Origin of the sequence: Actinomadura luteofluorescens, assembly GCF_013409365.1 — a bacterium.
Lineage (GTDB): Bacteria > Actinomycetota > Actinomycetes > Streptosporangiales > Streptosporangiaceae > Spirillospora > Spirillospora luteofluorescens.
The window spans coordinates 980,660-998,729 of sequence record NZ_JACCBA010000001.1 but is presented as its reverse complement, the minus strand read 5'-3'; the positions used below and the strand labels follow the sequence as shown (position 1 = coordinate 998,729).

The following is an 18,070-nucleotide window of genomic DNA, read 5'->3' as shown; positions in this document are numbered from 1 at the left end:
GCCAAGGATCAATTACTCTGAGTGAGAACCTTTCTCATCGCTCCCGCTCGGTGGAAGGATCACATGTCCCCTCGCATCGCCGACACCCCCGCGGTCGCCCCCCAGATCGCGACCGGCGCCGATCCCGCCGATCAGCCGCCGGCCCCCCAGTTCCCCACACCGCTGGACGTGCCCTCACGGGTCGCCCTGGTCAACGGCAGTTTCGAGGAGCCGAAGATCGCCGGTGGAAACCAGATGCTGCACGACGCCTCCGGGCCCGGCGCGGGCTCGGTGCCCGGCTGGCTGACGACGGCCTCCGACCACGTGATCGAGATCTGGCACAGCCGCAGGGGCGTGCCCGCGGCGCACGGAGAGCAGTTCGCCGAGCTCAACGCCAACGAGTCCGCCGCGCTGTACCAGGATCTGGAGACCACGCCCGGAACCACGCTGTACTGGAGCCTGCGGCACCGCGGCCGCGAGGGCGACGACACGATGTCGGTGAAGATCGGCCGGCCTGGCAGGAAGCCGAACAAGACCTGGACCTTCACCGACGGCACCGCCGAATGGGTGCCGCACGCCGACTCCTACAAGGTCCCGGCGGGGCAGACGGTGACCCGGTTCGCCTTCGAGGCCGCCGGGACCGCCACCGGCGACCCCACCGTCGGCAACTTCCTGGACGACGTCGTGTTCGGCACCGCGCCCAGCGTGGTGGTGACCACCGCCGCCGAACCGGAGTCCGGAGCCGCCGTCGGCGACACCATCACCTACACCGTCAACCTGAAGAACCATGGCGGCATCCCCGCCGAGAACGTCATCCTGTGCGCCACCGTCCCCCCAGGGACCAGCTACGTGCCCGGATCCCTGAGACTCGATGAGGGGCCCGGTCAGAACAGCGGCAACGGCTGGTACGACTCGACCACCGGCCGGCTCACCCTGCCGCTGGGGCAGGGCGCCACCGCGGCCCAGGGCGGCACCCTGGCCTCCACCGTCGAGCTGCCCGGCGGCGTCACCGCCCAGTTCGCGGTCCAGGTGGAGCGCGAGGGCGCTGGTCGGACGCTCGCTCATCAGTCCACCGCCACCTACGCGGGCGCGGGCGGCGACGCCGGCGAGCAACTGACCTCCACCTCCAACACGACCCACGTGTCCGTCGATCCCGCAACCGAAGCGGAGGCGGCCGAACTCACCGCGACGATCGTCGCCGACCCGCCGTACGCCGCCGTAGGCGAGGACATCACCTTCCACCTCGCGGTGAGCAACCCCGGGCCCGTCGAGGCCACCAGCGTCGTCGTGTCCGTCCATCTCCCGGCGGACCTTGAGCTCGTGTCGGCCGAAGGAGCGCGGTGCTATGACCGGGCCACCGGCCGGTGGGCGATCGAGGCTCTGGCTGCGGGCAACACTGCCGAGCTCCAGTTGCGCACCACGGCCACGGCTCCGGGCGCGCTGTCCTGTACCGCCACCGTCACCGCCGACCTTCCCGGCGGGCCCGACCGCACCGGCCACGGCACCGCGACCGCGAGCGTCGCGGTGTGCCCCCATGCACGAACTGCCTGCGCAGCGGCTGACAGGCAGAGCGTCGGCCCTGCCCCCTGCATCTGCCGTCTCGGCTGCGCATGCGGCCGACACGAACAGCCCGTGCAGGCCCCTTCGGCGCTTTTGTCTGCCACCACACCCCACAGGTGGCACGGCAAGAAGGGCAGCAAGAAGCGGGACAGGCACCACCGGCGGTTCCTGCGTGAACTGGCCTTGCAGGTGCAGACGCTCAGCCGGCAGCTCACCGAGATGCGTGACGAACGATGACACGGTGACGCGGCCGTTCACAGGTCCGCCTCCAGGACGGTAATCGCATCCGGGATGCCCTGGCGACCATCGCCGGCAAGACCGCCGGATCGGTAATGCCCCTGCCCTGATTTCCGGTTGGCCAGAGAGAAAGTTGTCGACTGAGCGGACTTGGCCTTTCCGTCAATTCACCAATGATCCGGGACGGCGGCGCGCCTAAAGTCGGGCGTTCTTCTTTTTCTTCACAGCTTCCCAGTTCAGGCACCCTTTGCTGGCGGTGCGCCATGACTTGTGCGCCATATTCGCCGCAAATTGCCACACGACACGATGTCCTGCGAAATCCAACAAGCTTTTGTAGCGGCAAAGCAACTTATTGCAGTGCTAGTGTTCTCATCGTCGCAAACGCGACAACGGCAACGGCATTGCCGACTCATCCGGCTAGTGGAGGAGATCGTGCGTCGTCATCTACATTTCGGAAGGCTTCGATGACCGGGGATCATCCCCGCCGCGTGGTCGTCACGGGACTGGGAGCCGTGACGCCGGCGGGAATCGGGATCAAACCGTTCTGGGATTTAATTCTCCATGGCGACTCGGCCATTCGGAAGATCACCTCCTTCGATGCGACCGAGTTTCGTTCCAAAGTCGCCGGAGAATGCGACTTCGATCCGCAGGAGCACGGGATCGGCCCGGACGAAGCCCGGCGGCTGGACCGCTCGGGCCAGTTCGCCCACGTCGCGGCGCGGCAGGCGATCGCCCAAAGCGGGCTCGACCCGGACCGGATCCCCAGGGACCGGATCGGGGTCTCGATGGGCAGCGCGCTCGGCCGGGTCAGTTCCTTCGACCACTGGACCGCGTGCGACACCACCAACCGGTTCGCCATGGCCCTCGGGGGCCCCGGCGGCAGGGGGCGGCCGCTGTCCGAGGCGGAGCCGAGCGTGATCGCACAGGTGGTCGCCCAGCTGGTGGGGGCGCGCGGACCGGTGCGCGTGGTGAGCAACGGCTGCACCTCCGGGCTGGACGCGGTCTCCCACGGCGTCCAGCTGATCGAGGACGGGCTGGCCGACGTCGTGATCGCCGGAGGCACCGAGGCGCCCCTGACGCCGGTCGCGGTCTCCTCGATGGACGCCATCCGGGCCACCTCCGCCCACGACGGCGACCCGGCGGAGGCGTGCCGCCCGTTCGACCGCAACCGCGACGGCATGGTGGTGGCCGAGGCCGCGGGCGTCCTGGTCCTGGAGGAGGCCGGCAGCGCCCGCGACCGGGGTGCGGAGGTCCTGGCCAGGATGCTCGGCTGCGGCCACCGCGCCAACGCCCACCACATGACGGGCCTTGAGGCGCGAGGGTCCGACCTGGCCGAGGCGATCCAGGAAGCGCTGCGCACCGCCAGGGTGGCCGCGAGCGAGGTCGACTACGTCAACGCCCACGGCACCGCGACCGGGCACAACGACGAGCACGAGACGGCGGCGCTCAAGCAGGCGCTGGGACCGCGGGCCTTCACCGTCCCGATCAGCTCGATCAAGTCGATGGTCGGCCACTCGCTCGGCGCGGCGGGCGCGATCGAGCTGATCGCCTGCACCATGGCGATCCGCGACCACCTCATCCCGCCCACCGCCAACCTGTACGACCCCGACCCGAAATGCGACCTGGACTACGTGCCCCTGATCGGGCGCGAGCACCGCACCGACGTCGCACTGTGCACCGGGAGCGGGTTCGGAGGCCTCCAGACGGCCATCCTGATGGGCGCCCCCGGAGGCCGCCGATGACGCGCCGGGAGAGGATCATCGTCACGGGGCTCGGTGTGCTGAGCCCGACGGGTCTCGGCCACGCCGACTTCTGGAAAGCGGCTCTGGCCTGCGACACCGGCCGGCTCGCCGGCGCACGGCAGGTCACCCTGGCCAGCTCCTTCGAACCGGCGGCCCACATCCCCGCCCATCTGCTGCCCCAGACCGCCCGGGTCACCCAGATGACACTGGCCGGGACGGACTGGGCCCTGGCCGACGCCGAGCTCGAACTGTCCGATGTCCCGGCCGAAGGCCGGAGCACCGTGTTCGCCAACGCCTTCGGCGGCACCGACTACGTCGGGCAGGAGCTGCGGAAACTCTGGACGCTGGGGCCCGGGCACGTCAAGCCCTACCTGTCCTATGCCTGGTTCTACGCCGCCAACTCGAGCCAGGCGTCGATCCGGCACGACGCCCACGGCCCGGCCTGGACGCTGGTGAGCGGGCAGGCGGGCGGGCTGGACGCCGTCGCGCAGGCGTGCCGCCACCTCCGCAGGGGCGGCCGCGTCGCCATGACCGGCGGCTTCGACTCCTTCCTCGACCCGATCGGGCGGGAGGTCGCGTCCGGGTACCTCGCCGACGCGGACGCGCGATGCCCGGACGCGAGCAGCGTGGTCGGGGAGGGGGGCGCCGCCCTCGTCCTCGAAACGGACACGGCGCACCCGCGGCCGTCCGCCCCCTACGGTCAGATCAAGGGCTACGGGACCTCCTTCGACCCGGTGGCGCCGCGGCCCGGCGACTCGGGGCTGGAACGCGCGGTCCGCACCGCCCTCGCCGACGCCCGGGTCGATCCCGCCGACATCGACGTGGTCTTCGCCGGCGGCTCCGGCCCCGGCCTGGACGACGTCGAGACTGCGGCCGTCACCGAGGTCTTCGACGGCCGCGCGGTGCCCGTGACCTCCCCCAAGACCCTTACCGGAGAGATGGGGGCGGGCGGAGCCGCCCTCGACGTCGCGGCCGCGCTCCTGTCTCTGCACCACCAGGTCATCCCCCCGACCGCCCGGCCGGAGGGCGTACGGCGGCCGCCGGGCGTCGACATGGTCTACGACCGTCCGCGCGAGACCCGGCTGGGCAACGCACTGGTCCTGGCCCGAGGGCACGGCGGCCACAACTCGGCCCTCGTGGTCGGCGCCCTGAACTGACCCGCACTCCAACGTCCGCCTAGAAAGGGCACCGACATGGACCCAGATGCCCGGCTGAACGAGAAGGACCTCATCGCCATGCTGCCGTTGGACGGCGCGCCCGCGCCGTCCGCCGACAGCGCGACGACCGGCGACCGCAGCCTCGCCGACTTCGGATACGACTCGATCGCGATGGCCGACCTGATGTCGCAGATCGAGCTCCGCTACAAGGTCAAGCTCCCCGACCCCCTGCTCGGTGAACTGCTCCACGTCAGCATCACCCGGGCCACCGACATGATCAACCAGCACATCGCGGCGCCCGCCCGGTGACGCCGGCCGGGACGTCGCGAACCAGAGGGGACCAGTGACCGTGGAGACCACATCGCCCGGCTCCATCAAGAACCTGATGGAGATCTGCACCGGGTTCTGGGCGTTCAAGGCCATCGTCAGCGCGCAGGAGCTCGGGCTCTTCGATCTCCTGCACGAGACGGGCGCACAATCGATCAGTGACCTGGCACGGCGGCTCGACGTGCGGGAACGGCCCGCGGAAACGCTGGCGACCGCCCTGGCCTCGGTCGGGCTGCTCGACGTCGAGGGCGGCAGGTACGGCAACAGCCCGCTCGCCGAGACCTACCTGGTCAAGGGCGGGAGGTACTACTTCGGCGGCTGGATCGCCCATCTCGACCAGCGCAACTACCCCGGGTGGGCCAACCTGACCGAGGCGATACGCGCCGACCGCCCCATGGGCTGGCAGTCCGGCAGGCACGAGGAGACCCCCTTCGACATCGTCGACCCGGAGCTGACGTCGCGGTTCCAGGACGCGATGCACTCCCTGTCGCGGCAGTCGGCGGCCTCGGCCGCCCGGCGGATCGACCTGTCGGGCGCCCGGACGCTGCTCGACGTCGGCGGCGGGACCGGGGCCTGGGCCATCGAGCTCGCCGCCGCGAACCCGCAGCTGACGATCACCATCTACGACCTGCCGCCCGTGTGCGAGCTCGCCCGGGCCAGGATCGAGGCCGAAGGGCTGAGCGACAGGATCACCGCCATCGGCGGGGACTTCCGCGTCCAGGAGCTGCCGTCGGGCTACGACACCGTCCTGCTCTCGATGATCCTGCACGACTGGACGCCCGACGAATGCCGCCGGCTCCTGCGCGCATGCCACCGGGCGCTGGTGCCCGGCGGGCAGGCGATCATCAGCGAGCTCCTCGTCGACGACGACAAGTCCGGGCCCGCCGACGCGGCGCTGATGAGCCTCAACATGCTCGTGACCACCCGGGGCCGCAACTACACCGCCGCCGAGTACGGCGCCTGGCTGCGGGAGGCGGGATTCGAGGCGCCGGAGGTACGGCCGCTCGACGCCCCTTCCTGCAACGGCCTGGTCCTGGCGCGCAGGCAGGCCCAGGCCGGCGGTCCGCAGGAGGGGCGGCACGCCATCGACACATCCGTCCCGTAGGGCGCGGGCCGGCTCACGAGTCAGGGCAGATCCGAGAAGACGAGTACGGAGGATCGGAATGGAACCAGCCCAGGACGACATCGCCGCCGCGACGATCATCCTCGACCAGACCGTCGGGATCTACCGGACCGCGGCGCTCGCCGTCGCGGCCAGGGCCGGCGTCGCCGACCACCTGGACCGGCCGCGCACGGCCGCCGAACTGGCCGACATGACCGGCATGGACGCCGCGTCGCTGCGCCGGGTCCTGCGCATGCTCGCCTCCCAGGGCATCTTCCGGGAGGACGCTCAGGGCCTGTACCACCTGACTCCGGCGGCCGTCCTCCTGCGCTCCGACGCGAGCCCGTCCCTGCGCAGCGCCGTGATCATGTTCTCCGAGGACTACATGTGGAGATCGGCCGGGCATCTCGGCGACGCGGTCCGGGAGGGGTCCAGCGCGTTCGAGCAGCTGTACGGGAAGCCGTTCTTCGAATGGCTGGGCACCGACCCCGAAGCCGCCTCGACCTTCCACGCGTCGATGGTCGGGCTCTCCGAGACGGGGATCGAGAAGGTGATCGACGCCTACGACTTCCCCGCCACCGGCACCGTGGTCGACGTCGGCGGGGGACGGGGCTCGCTGCTGCGCGCGATCCTCGAACGGAACCGGCGGCTGAAGGGCGTTCTCCAGGACGACCGGAGCGCGCTGCGCGAGCACGTCCTCGACACGCCGCAGACGGCCGAGCGCTGGCGCCTGGAGGAGGGAAGCTTCTTCGACACCGTCCCCGTCGGCGGGGACGTCTACATCCTCAAGCACATCATCCACAACTGGGGCGACGAGCAGGCCACCGCCATCCTGCGGAACTGCCGGTCGGCGATGAAGACCGACGCCCGCGTACTGATCATCGACCCCGTCCTGCCGGACCCCGGCACCCCCCACTTCGGCTGGGCGCTCGACCTGGTCATGCTGAGCACCCTCACCGGTAAGGAACGCACCCGGCAGGAGTTCGAGAAGATCCTCAACGCCGCGGGCCTGCGGATCGGCACCGTGTTCCCGGTACGGACGCTCGGGGAGTACTCGATCATCGAGGCCGTCGCGGCCTAGGCGGGGCCTCCGGGCCCGCCCGGGCCGCACTTCCGGTACGCCCCTACGGACGTTGAGAGGCTGCTCGGTGAGCGAGCCGGACATCTACATCACGGCCTGCGCGACCTGGCTGCCGCCGCTGCTGCCGGTCGCGCAGGCCGTCGCCGACGGCCACTGCGACGAGAGGCTCGCCCGGCGCACGGGAATGGTGTCGGTCGCCGTCGCCGGCGCCGAGGCGGCGCCGGAGATGGCCGGCAGGGCCGCCCGCATCGCGCTGCGCCGGGCGCGCTACGACGGTGCGGACATCGCCCTGATCCTGCACGCGAACTTCTTCTACCAGGGCCATGACGTGTGGGCCCCGGCCTCCTACGTCCAGCGCGTCGCCGTGGGTAACGACTGCCCGGCGGTGGAGATACGCCAGGCGTCCAACGGAGGCATGGCCGCGGTCGAACTGGCTCGCGCCTTCCTGGTCGCCGCACCCGGCCGCGAGGCCGCGCTCGTGACGACGGGCGACAAGTTCGGCCCGCCGGCCTTCGACCGGTGGCGGAGCGACCCGGGAACCGTCTACGCCGACGGCGGGACCGCGCTCGCGCTGTCCCGCCGGCGAGGGTTCGCCCTGCTGCGGAGCCTCGTGACGGTCAGCGACCCGGAACTGGAGGGCATGCACCGCGGCGACGACTCCTTCGGGCCCGCTCCGCTGAGCGCGCGCTCCATCGTCGACCTCGACGCGTGCCAGCGCGACTTCCTCGCCAGCGCCGGGATGCGGCACGTGGCGGCGCGCGTGAGCGCGGGACAGGAGGCGGTGCTGACCGAGGCGCTGGCGCGGGCGGGGGCGCGGCTCACCGACATCGACCGCGTCGTCCTTCCCCATCTCGGCCTCCACCGGCTCAACGGCAGCTACCTGCGACGGTTCGGTCTCCGGCCGGAGATCACCACCTGGCCGTGGAGCCGGCACATCGGGCACCTCGGCGCCGGAGACCCCATCGCCGGGCTGGAGCACCTGATGCTGACCGGCGCGCTCGGCGCCGGGGACCGCTGCCTGCTCGTCAGCGTCGGCGCCGGCTTCACGTGGTCGGCCGCCGTGATCGACATCCTGGAACGCCCGGCCTGGGCCGGCACCCCGGCGAGACCACCGTGAAGCCCGCCCGCGGCCCCGCTTCACCGGTCCGCCCCCGTCCAACCGATCACCGGTCCGGCCCCGGCCCCGCGGCCGGCGCCGTCCGGTCCACAGCACCGGAGGAAGCCCGTGACTCAGCTCGACGTTCCCCACAGCGACCGGCACCCGTCGGTTCCGATCGTCACCATCGACCCCCTCGGCGCCGACCCGCACGCCGAGATGGCCCGGCTGCGCGCCGCCGGGCCGGTCGTGCGGACCGTGCTGCCCGGCCTGCCCGACACCGTGCACGCCTGGATGGTCACCCGGCCGGACCTGCTCGCCCAGCTCGGACGGCATCCCGCCGTGTCCCGGGTCGCGCACCGGCACTGGGCCGCCCACCGCGACGGCCTCGTCCCCTCCGACTGGCCGCTGGCCGGCATGTTCATCGGCTTGACCAGCATGTTCTTCCTCGATGACCCCGAGCACCAGCGTCAGCGGCGGATGATCAGCTCGGTGTTCACCGCCAGGCGCGTGGAGCGGATGGGCGGCGACATCACACGCGTCGTGCGGAACGCCCTGGACGCCCTGCCCGGCCACCGCGGCCCGGGCGGCGCCGTCGACCTGCGCGCCCACTACGCCTACGCGATCCCCATGGGCGTGATCTGCCACCTCCTCGGCATCCCCGAACCGATGCGGCCCCGGTTCCGGGCCCTGGTCGACATGCTGCTCGACACCGACGGCAAGACGGCCGAGGACGCCGCCGCCCTCGAACGGGGCCGCCTGGAGTTGCTGGACGAACTGGTCGACCTCCGCCGCACCCGACCCGGCACCGACCTCACCAGCAGCCTGATCACCGTGCGCGACGGCGACGGCGGCACCCTGTCCCACCGGGAACTGCTCGACACGCTGTGGTCCCTGGTGGTCGCCGGGCACGAGACCACCCTCAACCTGATCACCAACGCGGTCCGCGCGCTGCTCACCCACCCTGACCAGCTCGCCCGCGCCAGGGCGCTCCCGCCCGCCGGCTGGAGCGCCGTCGTGGAGGAGACCCTGCGGTGGGACGGCGTGATCAACTACCTGGTGGCCGGCTACACCACCGACACGATCGCCATCGGCGGCACCAGCATCCCGCCCGGGCAGCTCCTGGTCAGCCTGTACGCCGGCATCGGCCGCGACCCCGGCGTCCACGGCCCCACCGCCGGCAGGTTCGACATCTCCCGCGCCAACATCCGGCAAGTCGCCTTCGGCTCCGGAAGCCATTACTGCCTGGGCGCGCCCCTCGCCCGTCTCGAAGCCCGCATCGCACTGTGCGAACTGTTCGGCCGCCACCCCGAGTTGCGGCTCGCCGTCCCGGACAGCGAACTCCGGAACGCCCGCTCCCTGTTCACCAACAGCCCCAGCACACTGCCCGTCCACCTCGAAGCCCACCCGAACCATCACCGCTGAGCGAGCGCCCGTCACCCATGAAGCGTCTCAACGTCCACGAGCCAAACGGGGGAGGGCCTGCTCATATAAGAGAAAGGCCCGGCTGACGCCGGGCCTTTGGTTGTGGATCACTTGTCGAGTGTCTGCTGAGTCGGCACAGTGCCGACGGTGTCGGTCAGGCTCGCGGTGCTGTTCCGCGGGCGAGCAGTCCTGTGGCCACCGGTGCCATGAGGGCGACGGTGCCCACCACTGAGGCCAGGGACGCGAGGCCGCCGATGATCAGGGTCGAGCGTGGCCCGAAGGTCTCGGCCAGCCAGCCGATCAGGGGGTACCCGATCAGGGAGCTCCCCGTGATCACCAGCAGGTAGAGGCCCATCACCCGGCCGCGCATCTCCTCCGGAGCGCTCAGCTGCGTGATCGAGTAGGCCGCCGTGGTGAAGGCCATCATCGCCATGCCGGTCGGCAGTTGCATGGCCGCGAACGCCCAGTAGACCGGCATGAGTCCGCTCGCGGTGACGAGCACCCCGAAGGCTGCCGCCGCGGCCATCATGTCCCGCATGCTCGGCTGCCTCCGGCGGGCGGAGAGCAGCGAGCCGGCCAGCCCGCCGACGGCCATCATCGCCGTGACGACGCCGAAGGACGAGGCTCCGGTGTGGAAGACCTCTCGGCTCATCAGGGCGTCGGTCACCGCGAAGTTCATGCCGAACGCGGAGACCAGCAGCATGACCGTCATCAGCATGACCAGGTCGCGGCGCTTCCGGACGTAGCGCAGGCCTGCGCGCAGCTGGCCCTTGGCCCGCGGCACCGGTTCTTTGACATGCAGCTCGTCCTCACGCATGAGGTAGAGCCCGAGTTCCATGGCGCCGAACGACGCGGCGTTGATGAGGAAGACCGGTCCGGTTCCGACGGCGGCGATCAGTACGCCGGCGACGGTCGGGCCGAGGATCATCGTCGTGTTGAACAGCGCGTTGTTCAGGCCGATGGCGTTGGACACGTCACGGGGCCCCACGACCTCGAAGGTGAACGCCATCCGGGCCGGGGTGTCCAGCGTCACGGTCAGGCCGAGGCCGAACGCCAGAGCGTACACATTCCACACGGTCACGGAGCCGGTGACGGTGAGCAGGCCGAGCACCAGCGCGAGCGTGCCCATCACCGCCTGGCTGACCATGAGGATGCGGCGCCTGGGGTACCGGTCGGCCAGGACGCTGCCGTACAGGCTGAACAGCAGCGCCGGCAGTACCTGCAGGCCGGCCGTGATGCCGACCGCGGCGCCGCTGCCGTGCGTCAGTTCCAGTACCAGCCAGTCCTGGGCGGTCATCTGCATCCAAGCGCCGATGCTGGAGATGCCCTGACCTGGCATGAGCAGCCGGTAGTTGCGGTGGTTCCGTAATGAGCGGAACAGCTTGAGGTCCTGCCGAGCCGCGTCAGGATCGCTGCCCGGTGGGCCTTCCCCGGCGGAGCCTGCTCCACCTGCACCCGAGATGTCGGACATTCTCGTTCCTTTCGTTTGTGTGGTCTTGCCGTGGCGCTTTGGCGCCACGGGAGGACCGTCCGGCCGGCGCACGGCAAAGCAAGGGCCGGCGGGGCAGGGTGAGAATCGCGACACCGGATGTGCTGGGCGACCCCGCCCTCGCCCAAGCACCCGACCGCCCGCGCGCCGAACACGCGGCGACCTCGGGCCGGGACTGTCCCGTAGCGGTGAGCGGGAACGACTGCCGTCAACGAGCACTGGGCCCGGGGCCTGGGAACAAGGGGCCGAAGAACCCGGCACCGTAGACCGCCCCATCCGCTACGCCACCCAAACAAGGTCAAGGGCACTGCTATGCGTCGCCTGGACACAAGTCGGGGCCCGGCATCTGCCGGGCCCCGAGTCGAACGCGCCCAGTACGGCGCGCAGCCCCATGGCCTCACGACCAAGGAGTGTCTTGTTCAGGACCCAGCGTCCGGCGGTTCGTCGACCGTCCAGCGTTGCCGACCTAGTCGATCTTGCTGAAGACGATCGAGAATCCGAGAACGGCCGCGATCCCACAGGGAGCACTTGAGACAGACTCCGAGTAGAGCAGCTCTCGGGTCATCCCGTCGGAATGGTGATCGGTCCAGGTGGTCATGTGGCTCTGGATGTTCTCGTCAGGAGCCGAATCCGAGTTGGTGACCCGGTTGCTGGAGTACTTGACTCCGCCACCCTTGGCCACGTAGATGGAGAACACGAAGGCTTCGTATTCTTCGTCCACCTCGCTGAGCCGGTTGGGTTCCACAGAGCAGAACGTGACCGCCTGCCTCCCGGGGAACCCCGGGATCAATGAGAACACCGCGCGGCACCGATCCATGTCCGTCATCTTCGGGTCGAGGTGCACCGTCTCCGCGAAGGTTTTCGGCCCGGTCTCGGTCATGAAGGTGACGATCGCGAAGTAAGCGATCGTGTCGGCGGACACAACGGACAGGCGGGGAGTCTTGTTTGTCATGATCTGTCCTTGCTTTTTGCTTTGGCCGCGCAGTCGACGCGGGAGCATCTCGGAGAGGGCTCACCAAGGACAGTCCCCACTCACCAAGCCCCGGCCAGTTCACCCCCTGGGTACCGGAGCGTGGTTCGCGGCGCGGCCCTGACCGCCGGCCCGGCCCACCATGGACGGCCCGCCCCTACCGCCGCGCGCAAAGGCTCGCCGCACAGGTGCCGGGCAGCGGCTTCCAGGCCGGGCGACTCTTGAGGCGGAATTGCCGCAACGGCGCCGGCTGCCTCCCTCCGGTCGCCCCTGCGGGGTGGCCTACGGCCATCGACCGGCCCCGCCTCTGTCAGCACGCAAGGGAAGCCGCGGCCCTCACGGCGTCACGGGTCCACACGCGGAACGACCCCGCCCCGGACGGTTCCGGGAACGGGGCCGCCGTGTGCGGATCAGGCGATGTCGAGCTCACCGCGCTTGATACGGGTCAGGAATTCCCGCGCGTGACATGGTCCAGTCCTTCGCCGAGCAACTGGACGGCTGCGCCGCCACCGAGCACGGATGGGTGCAGTCCTACGGGTCCCGGTATGTGCGGCCGCTGTAGGCCGGATAGTGGTGGCCTTACATGATATGTGGGTCTATGTCCTGGCGGGCGCGCTCGACTGTGAGGCGGAGTTCTGCCGCCAGCGGGGATATCCGGCTACGGGGAAAACGTGGCGTGGGCGCCGCTATGGTGAGCGCTCCGATGACCTGGCCGGAGCGGTCGACCGCGCATTTCCCGATGGCGCATATCCCGGCCTCGGTGGCTTCGAGATTCAACGCGTAGCCGCTCTTGCGCACGCCGCGCAGCCCCTCCAGAAGCCGCTGGAAATCGGCTGTCGAGATCTTTCCGTCGCCGGCCTCGGCGGACGTGTCCCGAGGTTCGGCGGTACTCGACGCGTCCTCGATCAGGTAGAGCGAGGCGAGTTGCGCATCGTCGAGTTCGGCCAGCAGGGCGCGGCCGCCGGACGACAGGTGCGCGGGCAGGATCGTGCCCTGCCGATCACCCACGTGCAGAGCCTGGTGGGATTCGACGGTGGCGAGAAAGCGCGTCTGCGTGCCGACTCGGACCATGAGGTTGACCGACTCGTTCACACGGTCGCACAGGGCCTCCATATGCGGAAGCAGAGCACGGCGCAGCCGCTGCATGCGCGGCCCGCCGAGCAGGCTGGGGGCGGACAGGGCGGGCCCCGGCAAATAGGTGTGGTTGTCGTCCTGCACGGCGAAACCGCGGTACACGAGCATGGCCAACAGCCGGTGAGCCGTGGAGCGGGCGGTTCCCAGCTCTGCCGCGGCTTCGCTGACGCGCAGCCCACCCTGGTCGCGCAGGACTTGCAGCAGGTGCAGGGCGTTGTCCACCGACCGGAGCGGGTAGGGCGGCTTGTTCTCCATAGCAGAATACCGTACCGGTATCTGGAACTCCGCTCGTATGGTGCGGCTATGTCAGTTGGTTCACATCCGAGCTCCGGCATGGGTGGGGCGCCCTCCGAGTGGAGTCTCGTCCCCTCGGACGCCGCCGATTCGTCACCGCATGGCCGCCTGCACGCAGCCCCCGGTGGCCCGTCGGGGTCGCTCCGTATCGGGCTGTTCGCCACCCGCCCCTGACGACTACCGGCACGTCGCCCGGCTCTACGGAGGCGCCTCCCTCTGCACGAGCGGACACGAGTGAAAGGAAGGACCATGGAACCCTTCAGCTCCGCGGTCTCGATCGCTGAAGCGGTCCGGTCGCGCAAGGTGAGCCCCGTGGAGGTCGCCGAGTTCTATCTCGGGCGCATCGACCACTACGACCACGAGCTCAACGCGTTCATCTGGCATGACGCGGAGCGGGTCATGGACGCGGCCGAGATGGCCACCCGGGCCGTCATGGCGGGCGAGGACCTCGGGCCCTTCCACGGTGTGCCCCTGCCGATCAAGGACCTTACCTCCGTGTCCGGGCAGCCCAACACCATGGGGTCGCTGGGGTTCCCTGACACGCCGCGCCATGGGAACGAGCTGGTCGTCGACCGGTTCCTGGAAGCGGGCTGCATCCTCATGGGCAGAACCAACTCCGCGGAGATGGGCACCCTGCCCGACACCGAGAACGCCCGCTACGGCCCGACGGCTAACCCGTGGAACCTTCGTCGCTCGCCGGGAGGTTCGAGCGGGGGCGCCGCCGCGGCGGTGGCGGCGGGACTGGCCCCGCTGGCGCACGGCAACGACGGCGGCGGCTCGCTCCGGATGCCCGCGTCGGCGTGCGGCCTCGTGGGGCTCAAACCCAGCCGTGCCCGCGTCCCGCAACTCGTCCAGTCCTGGTGGGAGTACTGCAGTACGGAAGGCGTGATCACCCGCTACGTGCAGGACTCCGCCGCGATGCTCGACGTCATGTCCCTCCCGGACCCGCACGGCTGGTTCCAGGCGCCGCGGCCGGCGCGGCCCTTCGCCGGCGAGCCGGGGAGGGATCCCGGCCGGCTGCGCATCGGCCTGATGGTCGACGCCCCCACCGGCCTTCCCGTCGATGCGGAATGCGTCGAGGCGGCGACGGCCGCGGCGTCGCTTCTCGACGAGATGGGCCACGACGTCCGTCCGGTCTCACCGGAGCTGCTCAGCCCCGAGGCGGCGCAAGGCTACGTCGACCGGGTCATCCCAGGCTCTCTCTATGTGAACCCCTTCGACGACCCCGACCGGGCCGAGCCGTACAACCGGTACCGCTGGGAACGGATGAACCAGGTCAGCGCCGGGGAGTACGTCCGGACCGCTGCCCTGCTGCAAACCGAGACGCGCCGGATCGTCGCCCAATGGCGGCGCGACTTCGATGTGCTCCTCACCCCCACCATGGCCTGCCAGCCGCCCGAACTCGGCGTCGTGCGGGCCGACGCGAACCGTGACGTGGCGGTCGCGCAGCCCAGCGCGCTGCTCATGGTCTCCTTCACCCTCCTGGCCAACATCACGGGCCAGCCCGCGATCAGCCTGCCGGTCCACGTCGCGCCGACCGGGCTGCCCGTCGGAGTGCAGCTGATCGGCGCGCCCTTCGACGAGGCGACCCTGCTGCGGCTGGCCGCGGCGCTGGAGGCCCGGACGAACTGGCCCCTCACCGTCCCTGCCGACTTCTGCTGAACCCACCCCGACCACGTTAGGAACGCATGGCATGTATCACCCCACCCGCAGACGCGCGCCATTCCTGGCCGCGCTGCTCGCTCTTCCGCTGTCCCTCGCGCTCGCGGCCTGCGGGTCCGCCCGCTCGGAGGGGTCGGCGGGCACGGTCACCTCCGCCCAGGTCGTCAAGGAGTCGACCGACGCCGTCACGCGCGCGTACGGTACCGCCGACTACACCGAGCCCGCGGCGGACGGGCCCAGACCGGCCTCGGGCAAGAACATCTGGGTGATCTCCGCCTGGCAGCAGGTGCACGCGCTGGTCTACCAGGGCCAGGAGGTGTCGGCCGCCGCCGCCTCGCTCGGCTGGAAGACCCAGGTCTGCGACGGACGCAACAACGAGAACGGCGGGTGGGGCGGCTGCGTCCGCCAGGCGACCGCGGCCCGGGCCGACGGCATCGTCCTGCTGGCCGTCGACTGCGCCCCGGTGCGGCAGGCGCTCGTCGAGGCGGGACGCGCCGGCGTCAAGATCGCGTCATTCAGCGGCTTCGACTGCGACGACCCGTCGCAGGGCCGCAGCAAGGCACTGTTCGACGCTCCGGCGCGGTTCTCGGCGGCCACGCCCACGCTCGCCGACTTCTACACCCGCATGGGGCGCCTGCGCGCCGACACCGTCATCGCCAAGACGAAGGGCGAGGCGAAGATCCTGCACGTGTCGTTCGAGGACGTGGCCATGGGCGAGTACCAGGCCAAGGGCTTCACCGACCGGATCGCCGCCTGCGGAGGCTGCCGGATCGTCGATTCGGTGAAGATATCGCCGGCCGACGTTCCCGGCATCCGCCAGAAGTTCGAGACCGCGCTGTTGAAGCATCCTCAGGTGGACGTGGTCACCGTGGACATCGATCACTTCTTCGTGGCGGGCGTCCAGCAGGCCCTCGTCGCGGCGAACCGGCCCGGCCTCCTCGTGGTCGGCGGCGAGTGCCAGATCGACAACATGAACTACATCCGCAGCGGCAAGGGGCAGGAGATCTGCTACGGCGCCTCCGCCGGCTACCGGGCCTACGCGACCGTCGACGCGCTCGACCGGGCCTTCCAGGGAAGCCCGCCGGCGACCGCGGGCGTCGGCCTGCAGATCATCGACAGGACCCGCAACATGCCCGCGTCCGGGACCGAGTACACCGGTCCCATCGACTACAGCGCCCTCTACAAGAAGGCGTGGAACCGCCAGGGCGGAGCAGAGGCGCCATGATGTCTGCCGCGTCTCGTGAACGAGCCGGTCCCGCCGCGGTCGAGCTGACCGGCGTCTCCAAGTCCTTCGACGACGTCCGGGTGCTCGACGCCCTGAACCTGCGGGTGGAAGAAGGGTCGGTCCACGCCCTCCTCGGCGGCAACGGGTCGGGGAAGTCGACCACGTTGAAGATCCTGGCCGGCGTGTACGGCGCCGACGACGGCGGGACGATCGCGATCCACGGCGAGAGGTACGCCACCGGGTCGTACACGGCGGCGGTGGCGCGCTCGGCCGGTCTGCGGTTCGTCCACCAGGATCTCGGGCTCATCCCCGACCTGACGATCAATGAGAACTTCGCGTTGGACGAGGGGTATCCGCGGTGGGCGGGACCTGCGATCTCGTGGCGGCGGTTGCACGGCCGGACGGAGGAACGGCTGCGCAGAGCCCAGGTCGACCTCGATCCGCGGACCCTCGTCCGCGACCTGCGTCCCAGCGACCGGACCCTCGTCGCCATCGCCAGGGCACTGCGCGACGTCGACGAGGGCGAGCGCGTGACGCTGGTGCTGGACGAGCCCACGGCGAGCCTGCCCCACCACGAGGTCTCGCTTCTGCTGGAAGCGCTGCGGCGCTGCCGGGCCCGGGGCCAGACGATCATCTATGTCAGTCACCGGCTGCGCGAGGTGCTCAGCATCGCCGACCGGATCAGCGTGCTGCGCGACGGCGCGGTGGTGGCGACCGCCCCGCCCGGGGAACTGGACGAGGCCCGGGTGGTCGCGCTGATGGCGGGCGAGGCGGCCCGCGAGCGCGCCGCGCAGGGCGCCCGCGAGCGGAAGGATCCGCCGCGGGGCCGGTCGGCCGGGACGCCGGTCCTGCGCGTGCGCGGCCTCGCCGGAGGGCCGCTGCGAGGAGTGGACCTCGATGTCGGGCAGGGAGAGATCGTGGGAGTGGCCGGCCTGCTCGGATCGGGCCGGTCCAGTCTCCTCCGGGCGCTCTTCGGGGCCCTGCCGGTGAACGCCGGCCGGATCGAGATCTGCGGTGCGCCGGGCCGGCACCGGACCACCGCCGCCGCGATCGGTGCGGGCGTCGCCCTGGTGCCCGAGGACCGGGCGCGGGACGCGGCGTTCGCGGACCGCCCGGTGTGGGAGAACATGTCCGCCACCGTCGTCGGCGACTACTGGACGGGCTGGCGGATGGCACGTCGTGCCGAGCGGCGGGACGCCGCGGCCCTGTTGGGGCCCTTCGCGGTCCGGGCCGCCGGTCCCGACGTCGCCTTCGGTGCCCTGTCGGGCGGCAACCAGCAGAAGGCCGTGCTCGCGCGGTGGTTCCGGCTCAATCCGCGGCTGCTGCTGCTCGACGAGCCCACACAGGGAGTCGACGCGGTGGCGCGCGCGGAGATCCACGCGCTCGTCCGCGAGCAGGTCGCGGGCGGCGGAGCGGCACTGGTGGTGTCGTCGGACTTCGAGGAGCTCGAAGGGCTCTGCGATCGGGTCGTCATCCTGCGCGAGGGCGTTGACGCCGGCGAGCTGAGCGGTGACCGGTTGACCGAGGCCGCCATCGCCGCCGCGACCCAGACCACGTGAAAGGGACTTGAAGATGGTCGATGTCAATGGC

14 protein-coding genes and 1 pseudogene are annotated in these 18,070 nt (G+C 70.7%); 12 read left to right on the top strand and 3 right to left on the bottom strand.

Annotated elements, in window-relative coordinates; translation table 11 throughout:
- The first annotated feature begins 63 nt into the window (after positions 1-63).
- The 8 genes from BJY14_RS04350 to BJY14_RS04315 all read left to right on the top strand — a co-directional run bounded on the left by BJY14_RS04350 (position 64) and on the right by BJY14_RS04315 (position 9,706).
- Positions 64-1,776, top strand: a complete 1,713-nt coding sequence (locus BJY14_RS04350) for a DUF11 domain-containing protein (RefSeq protein ID WP_179842413.1) — start codon at positions 64-66, stop codon at positions 1,774-1,776.
- Positions 1,777-2,240: 464 nt separating this feature from the next.
- Positions 2,241-3,518 (top strand): beta-ketoacyl-[acyl-carrier-protein] synthase family protein, encoded by a 1,278-nt coding sequence (locus BJY14_RS04345; protein ID WP_179842412.1) that lies wholly within the window; start codon positions 2,241-2,243, stop codon positions 3,516-3,518.
- Positions 3,515-4,675 (top strand): beta-ketoacyl synthase N-terminal-like domain-containing protein, encoded by a 1,161-nt coding sequence (locus BJY14_RS04340; RefSeq protein WP_179842411.1) that lies wholly within the window; start codon positions 3,515-3,517, stop codon positions 4,673-4,675. The genes BJY14_RS04345 and BJY14_RS04340 overlap by 4 nt, the downstream gene beginning before the upstream one ends.
- A 36-nt stretch (positions 4,676-4,711) precedes the next feature.
- Positions 4,712-4,984, top strand: a complete 273-nt coding sequence (locus BJY14_RS04335; protein ID WP_179842410.1) for an acyl carrier protein — start codon at positions 4,712-4,714, stop codon at positions 4,982-4,984.
- Positions 4,985-5,024: 40 nt separating this feature from the next.
- The gene (locus BJY14_RS04330) at positions 5,025-6,107 is read left to right on the top strand and encodes a methyltransferase (RefSeq protein WP_218905098.1); all 1,083 of its coding nucleotides are present in this window, start codon (positions 5,025-5,027) and stop codon (positions 6,105-6,107) included.
- Positions 6,108-6,165: 58 nt separating this feature from the next.
- Entirely contained in the window at positions 6,166-7,185 is a 1,020-nt protein-coding gene (locus BJY14_RS04325) for a methyltransferase (RefSeq protein ID WP_179842409.1), read from the top strand.
- Between the two features lie 67 nt (positions 7,186-7,252).
- The gene (locus tag BJY14_RS47105; RefSeq protein WP_179842408.1) at positions 7,253-8,302 is read left to right on the top strand and encodes a ketoacyl-ACP synthase III family protein; all 1,050 of its coding nucleotides are present in this window, start codon (positions 7,253-7,255) and stop codon (positions 8,300-8,302) included.
- A gap of 108 nt (positions 8,303-8,410) precedes the next feature.
- Complete coding sequence (locus BJY14_RS04315) at positions 8,411-9,706, top strand: cytochrome P450 family protein (protein WP_312878973.1); 1,296 nt, start codon at positions 8,411-8,413, stop codon at positions 9,704-9,706.
- 154 nt (positions 9,707-9,860) lie between these two features.
- On the opposite strand, the gene BJY14_RS04310 is transcribed toward BJY14_RS04315, so the two are convergent.
- Entirely contained in the window at positions 9,861-11,177 is a 1,317-nt protein-coding gene (locus BJY14_RS04310; protein ID WP_246395793.1) for an MFS transporter, read from the bottom strand.
- 484 nt (positions 11,178-11,661) lie between these two features.
- Complete coding sequence (locus tag BJY14_RS04305) at positions 11,662-12,147, bottom strand: hypothetical protein (RefSeq protein WP_179842407.1); 486 nt, start codon at positions 12,145-12,147, stop codon at positions 11,662-11,664.
- A 466-nt stretch (positions 12,148-12,613) separates the two neighbouring features.
- Here BJY14_RS04305 and BJY14_RS04300 point away from each other — a divergent pair.
- A pseudogene (locus tag BJY14_RS04300) lies at positions 12,614-12,721 on the top strand (hypothetical protein); the annotation flags it as partial.
- Positions 12,722-12,744: 23 nt separating this feature from the next.
- On the opposite strand, the gene BJY14_RS04295 reads toward BJY14_RS04300, so the two are convergent.
- Positions 12,745-13,554, bottom strand: coding sequence for an IclR family transcriptional regulator (locus tag BJY14_RS04295; protein ID WP_179842406.1), 810 nt, complete (start codon positions 13,552-13,554; stop codon positions 12,745-12,747).
- A gap of 288 nt (positions 13,555-13,842) precedes the next feature.
- On the opposite strand from BJY14_RS04295, the gene BJY14_RS04290 reads away from it, so the two are divergent.
- The 3 genes from BJY14_RS04290 to BJY14_RS04280 are packed head-to-tail and all read left to right on the top strand — an operon-like array spanning position 13,843 to position 18,039.
- A complete protein-coding gene (locus BJY14_RS04290; RefSeq protein ID WP_179842405.1) occupies positions 13,843-15,255 on the top strand; it encodes an amidase in 1,413 nt (470 codons plus the stop codon).
- A gap of 31 nt (positions 15,256-15,286) precedes the next feature.
- Positions 15,287-16,480, top strand: coding sequence for a substrate-binding domain-containing protein (locus BJY14_RS04285; RefSeq protein ID WP_179842404.1), 1,194 nt, complete (start codon positions 15,287-15,289; stop codon positions 16,478-16,480).
- Positions 16,477-18,039, top strand: a complete 1,563-nt coding sequence (locus BJY14_RS04280; protein ID WP_179842403.1) for a sugar ABC transporter ATP-binding protein — start codon at positions 16,477-16,479, stop codon at positions 18,037-18,039. The genes BJY14_RS04285 and BJY14_RS04280 overlap by 4 nt, the downstream gene beginning before the upstream one ends.
- Positions 18,040-18,070 lie beyond the last annotated feature (31 nt).

Excerpts from the sequence above, each read along its gene's own strand:
- BJY14_RS04350 (WP_179842413.1), top strand. The coding sequence starts at position 64 with ATGTCCCCTCGCATCGCCGACACCCCCGCGGTCGCCCCCCAGATCGCG.
- BJY14_RS04345 (WP_179842412.1), top strand. The coding sequence starts at position 2,241 with ATGACCGGGGATCATCCCCGCCGCGTGGTCGTCACGGGACTGGGAGCC.
- BJY14_RS04340 (WP_179842411.1), top strand. The coding sequence starts at position 3,515 with ATGACGCGCCGGGAGAGGATCATCGTCACGGGGCTCGGTGTGCTGAGC.
- BJY14_RS04335 (WP_179842410.1), top strand. The coding sequence starts at position 4,712 with ATGGACCCAGATGCCCGGCTGAACGAGAAGGACCTCATCGCCATGCTG.
- BJY14_RS04325 (WP_179842409.1), top strand. The coding sequence starts at position 6,166 with ATGGAACCAGCCCAGGACGACATCGCCGCCGCGACGATCATCCTCGAC.
- BJY14_RS04310 (WP_246395793.1), bottom strand. The coding sequence starts at position 11,177 with ATGTCCGACATCTCGGGTGCAGGTGGAGCAGGCTCCGCCGGGGAAGGC.
- BJY14_RS04305 (WP_179842407.1), bottom strand. The coding sequence starts at position 12,147 with ATGACAAACAAGACTCCCCGCCTGTCCGTTGTGTCCGCCGACACGATC.
- BJY14_RS04295 (WP_179842406.1), bottom strand. The coding sequence starts at position 13,554 with ATGGAGAACAAGCCGCCCTACCCGCTCCGGTCGGTGGACAACGCCCTG.
- BJY14_RS04290 (WP_179842405.1), top strand. The coding sequence starts at position 13,843 with ATGGAACCCTTCAGCTCCGCGGTCTCGATCGCTGAAGCGGTCCGGTCG.
- BJY14_RS04285 (WP_179842404.1), top strand. The coding sequence starts at position 15,287 with ATGTATCACCCCACCCGCAGACGCGCGCCATTCCTGGCCGCGCTGCTC.
- BJY14_RS04280 (WP_179842403.1), top strand. The coding sequence starts at position 16,477 with ATGATGTCTGCCGCGTCTCGTGAACGAGCCGGTCCCGCCGCGGTCGAG.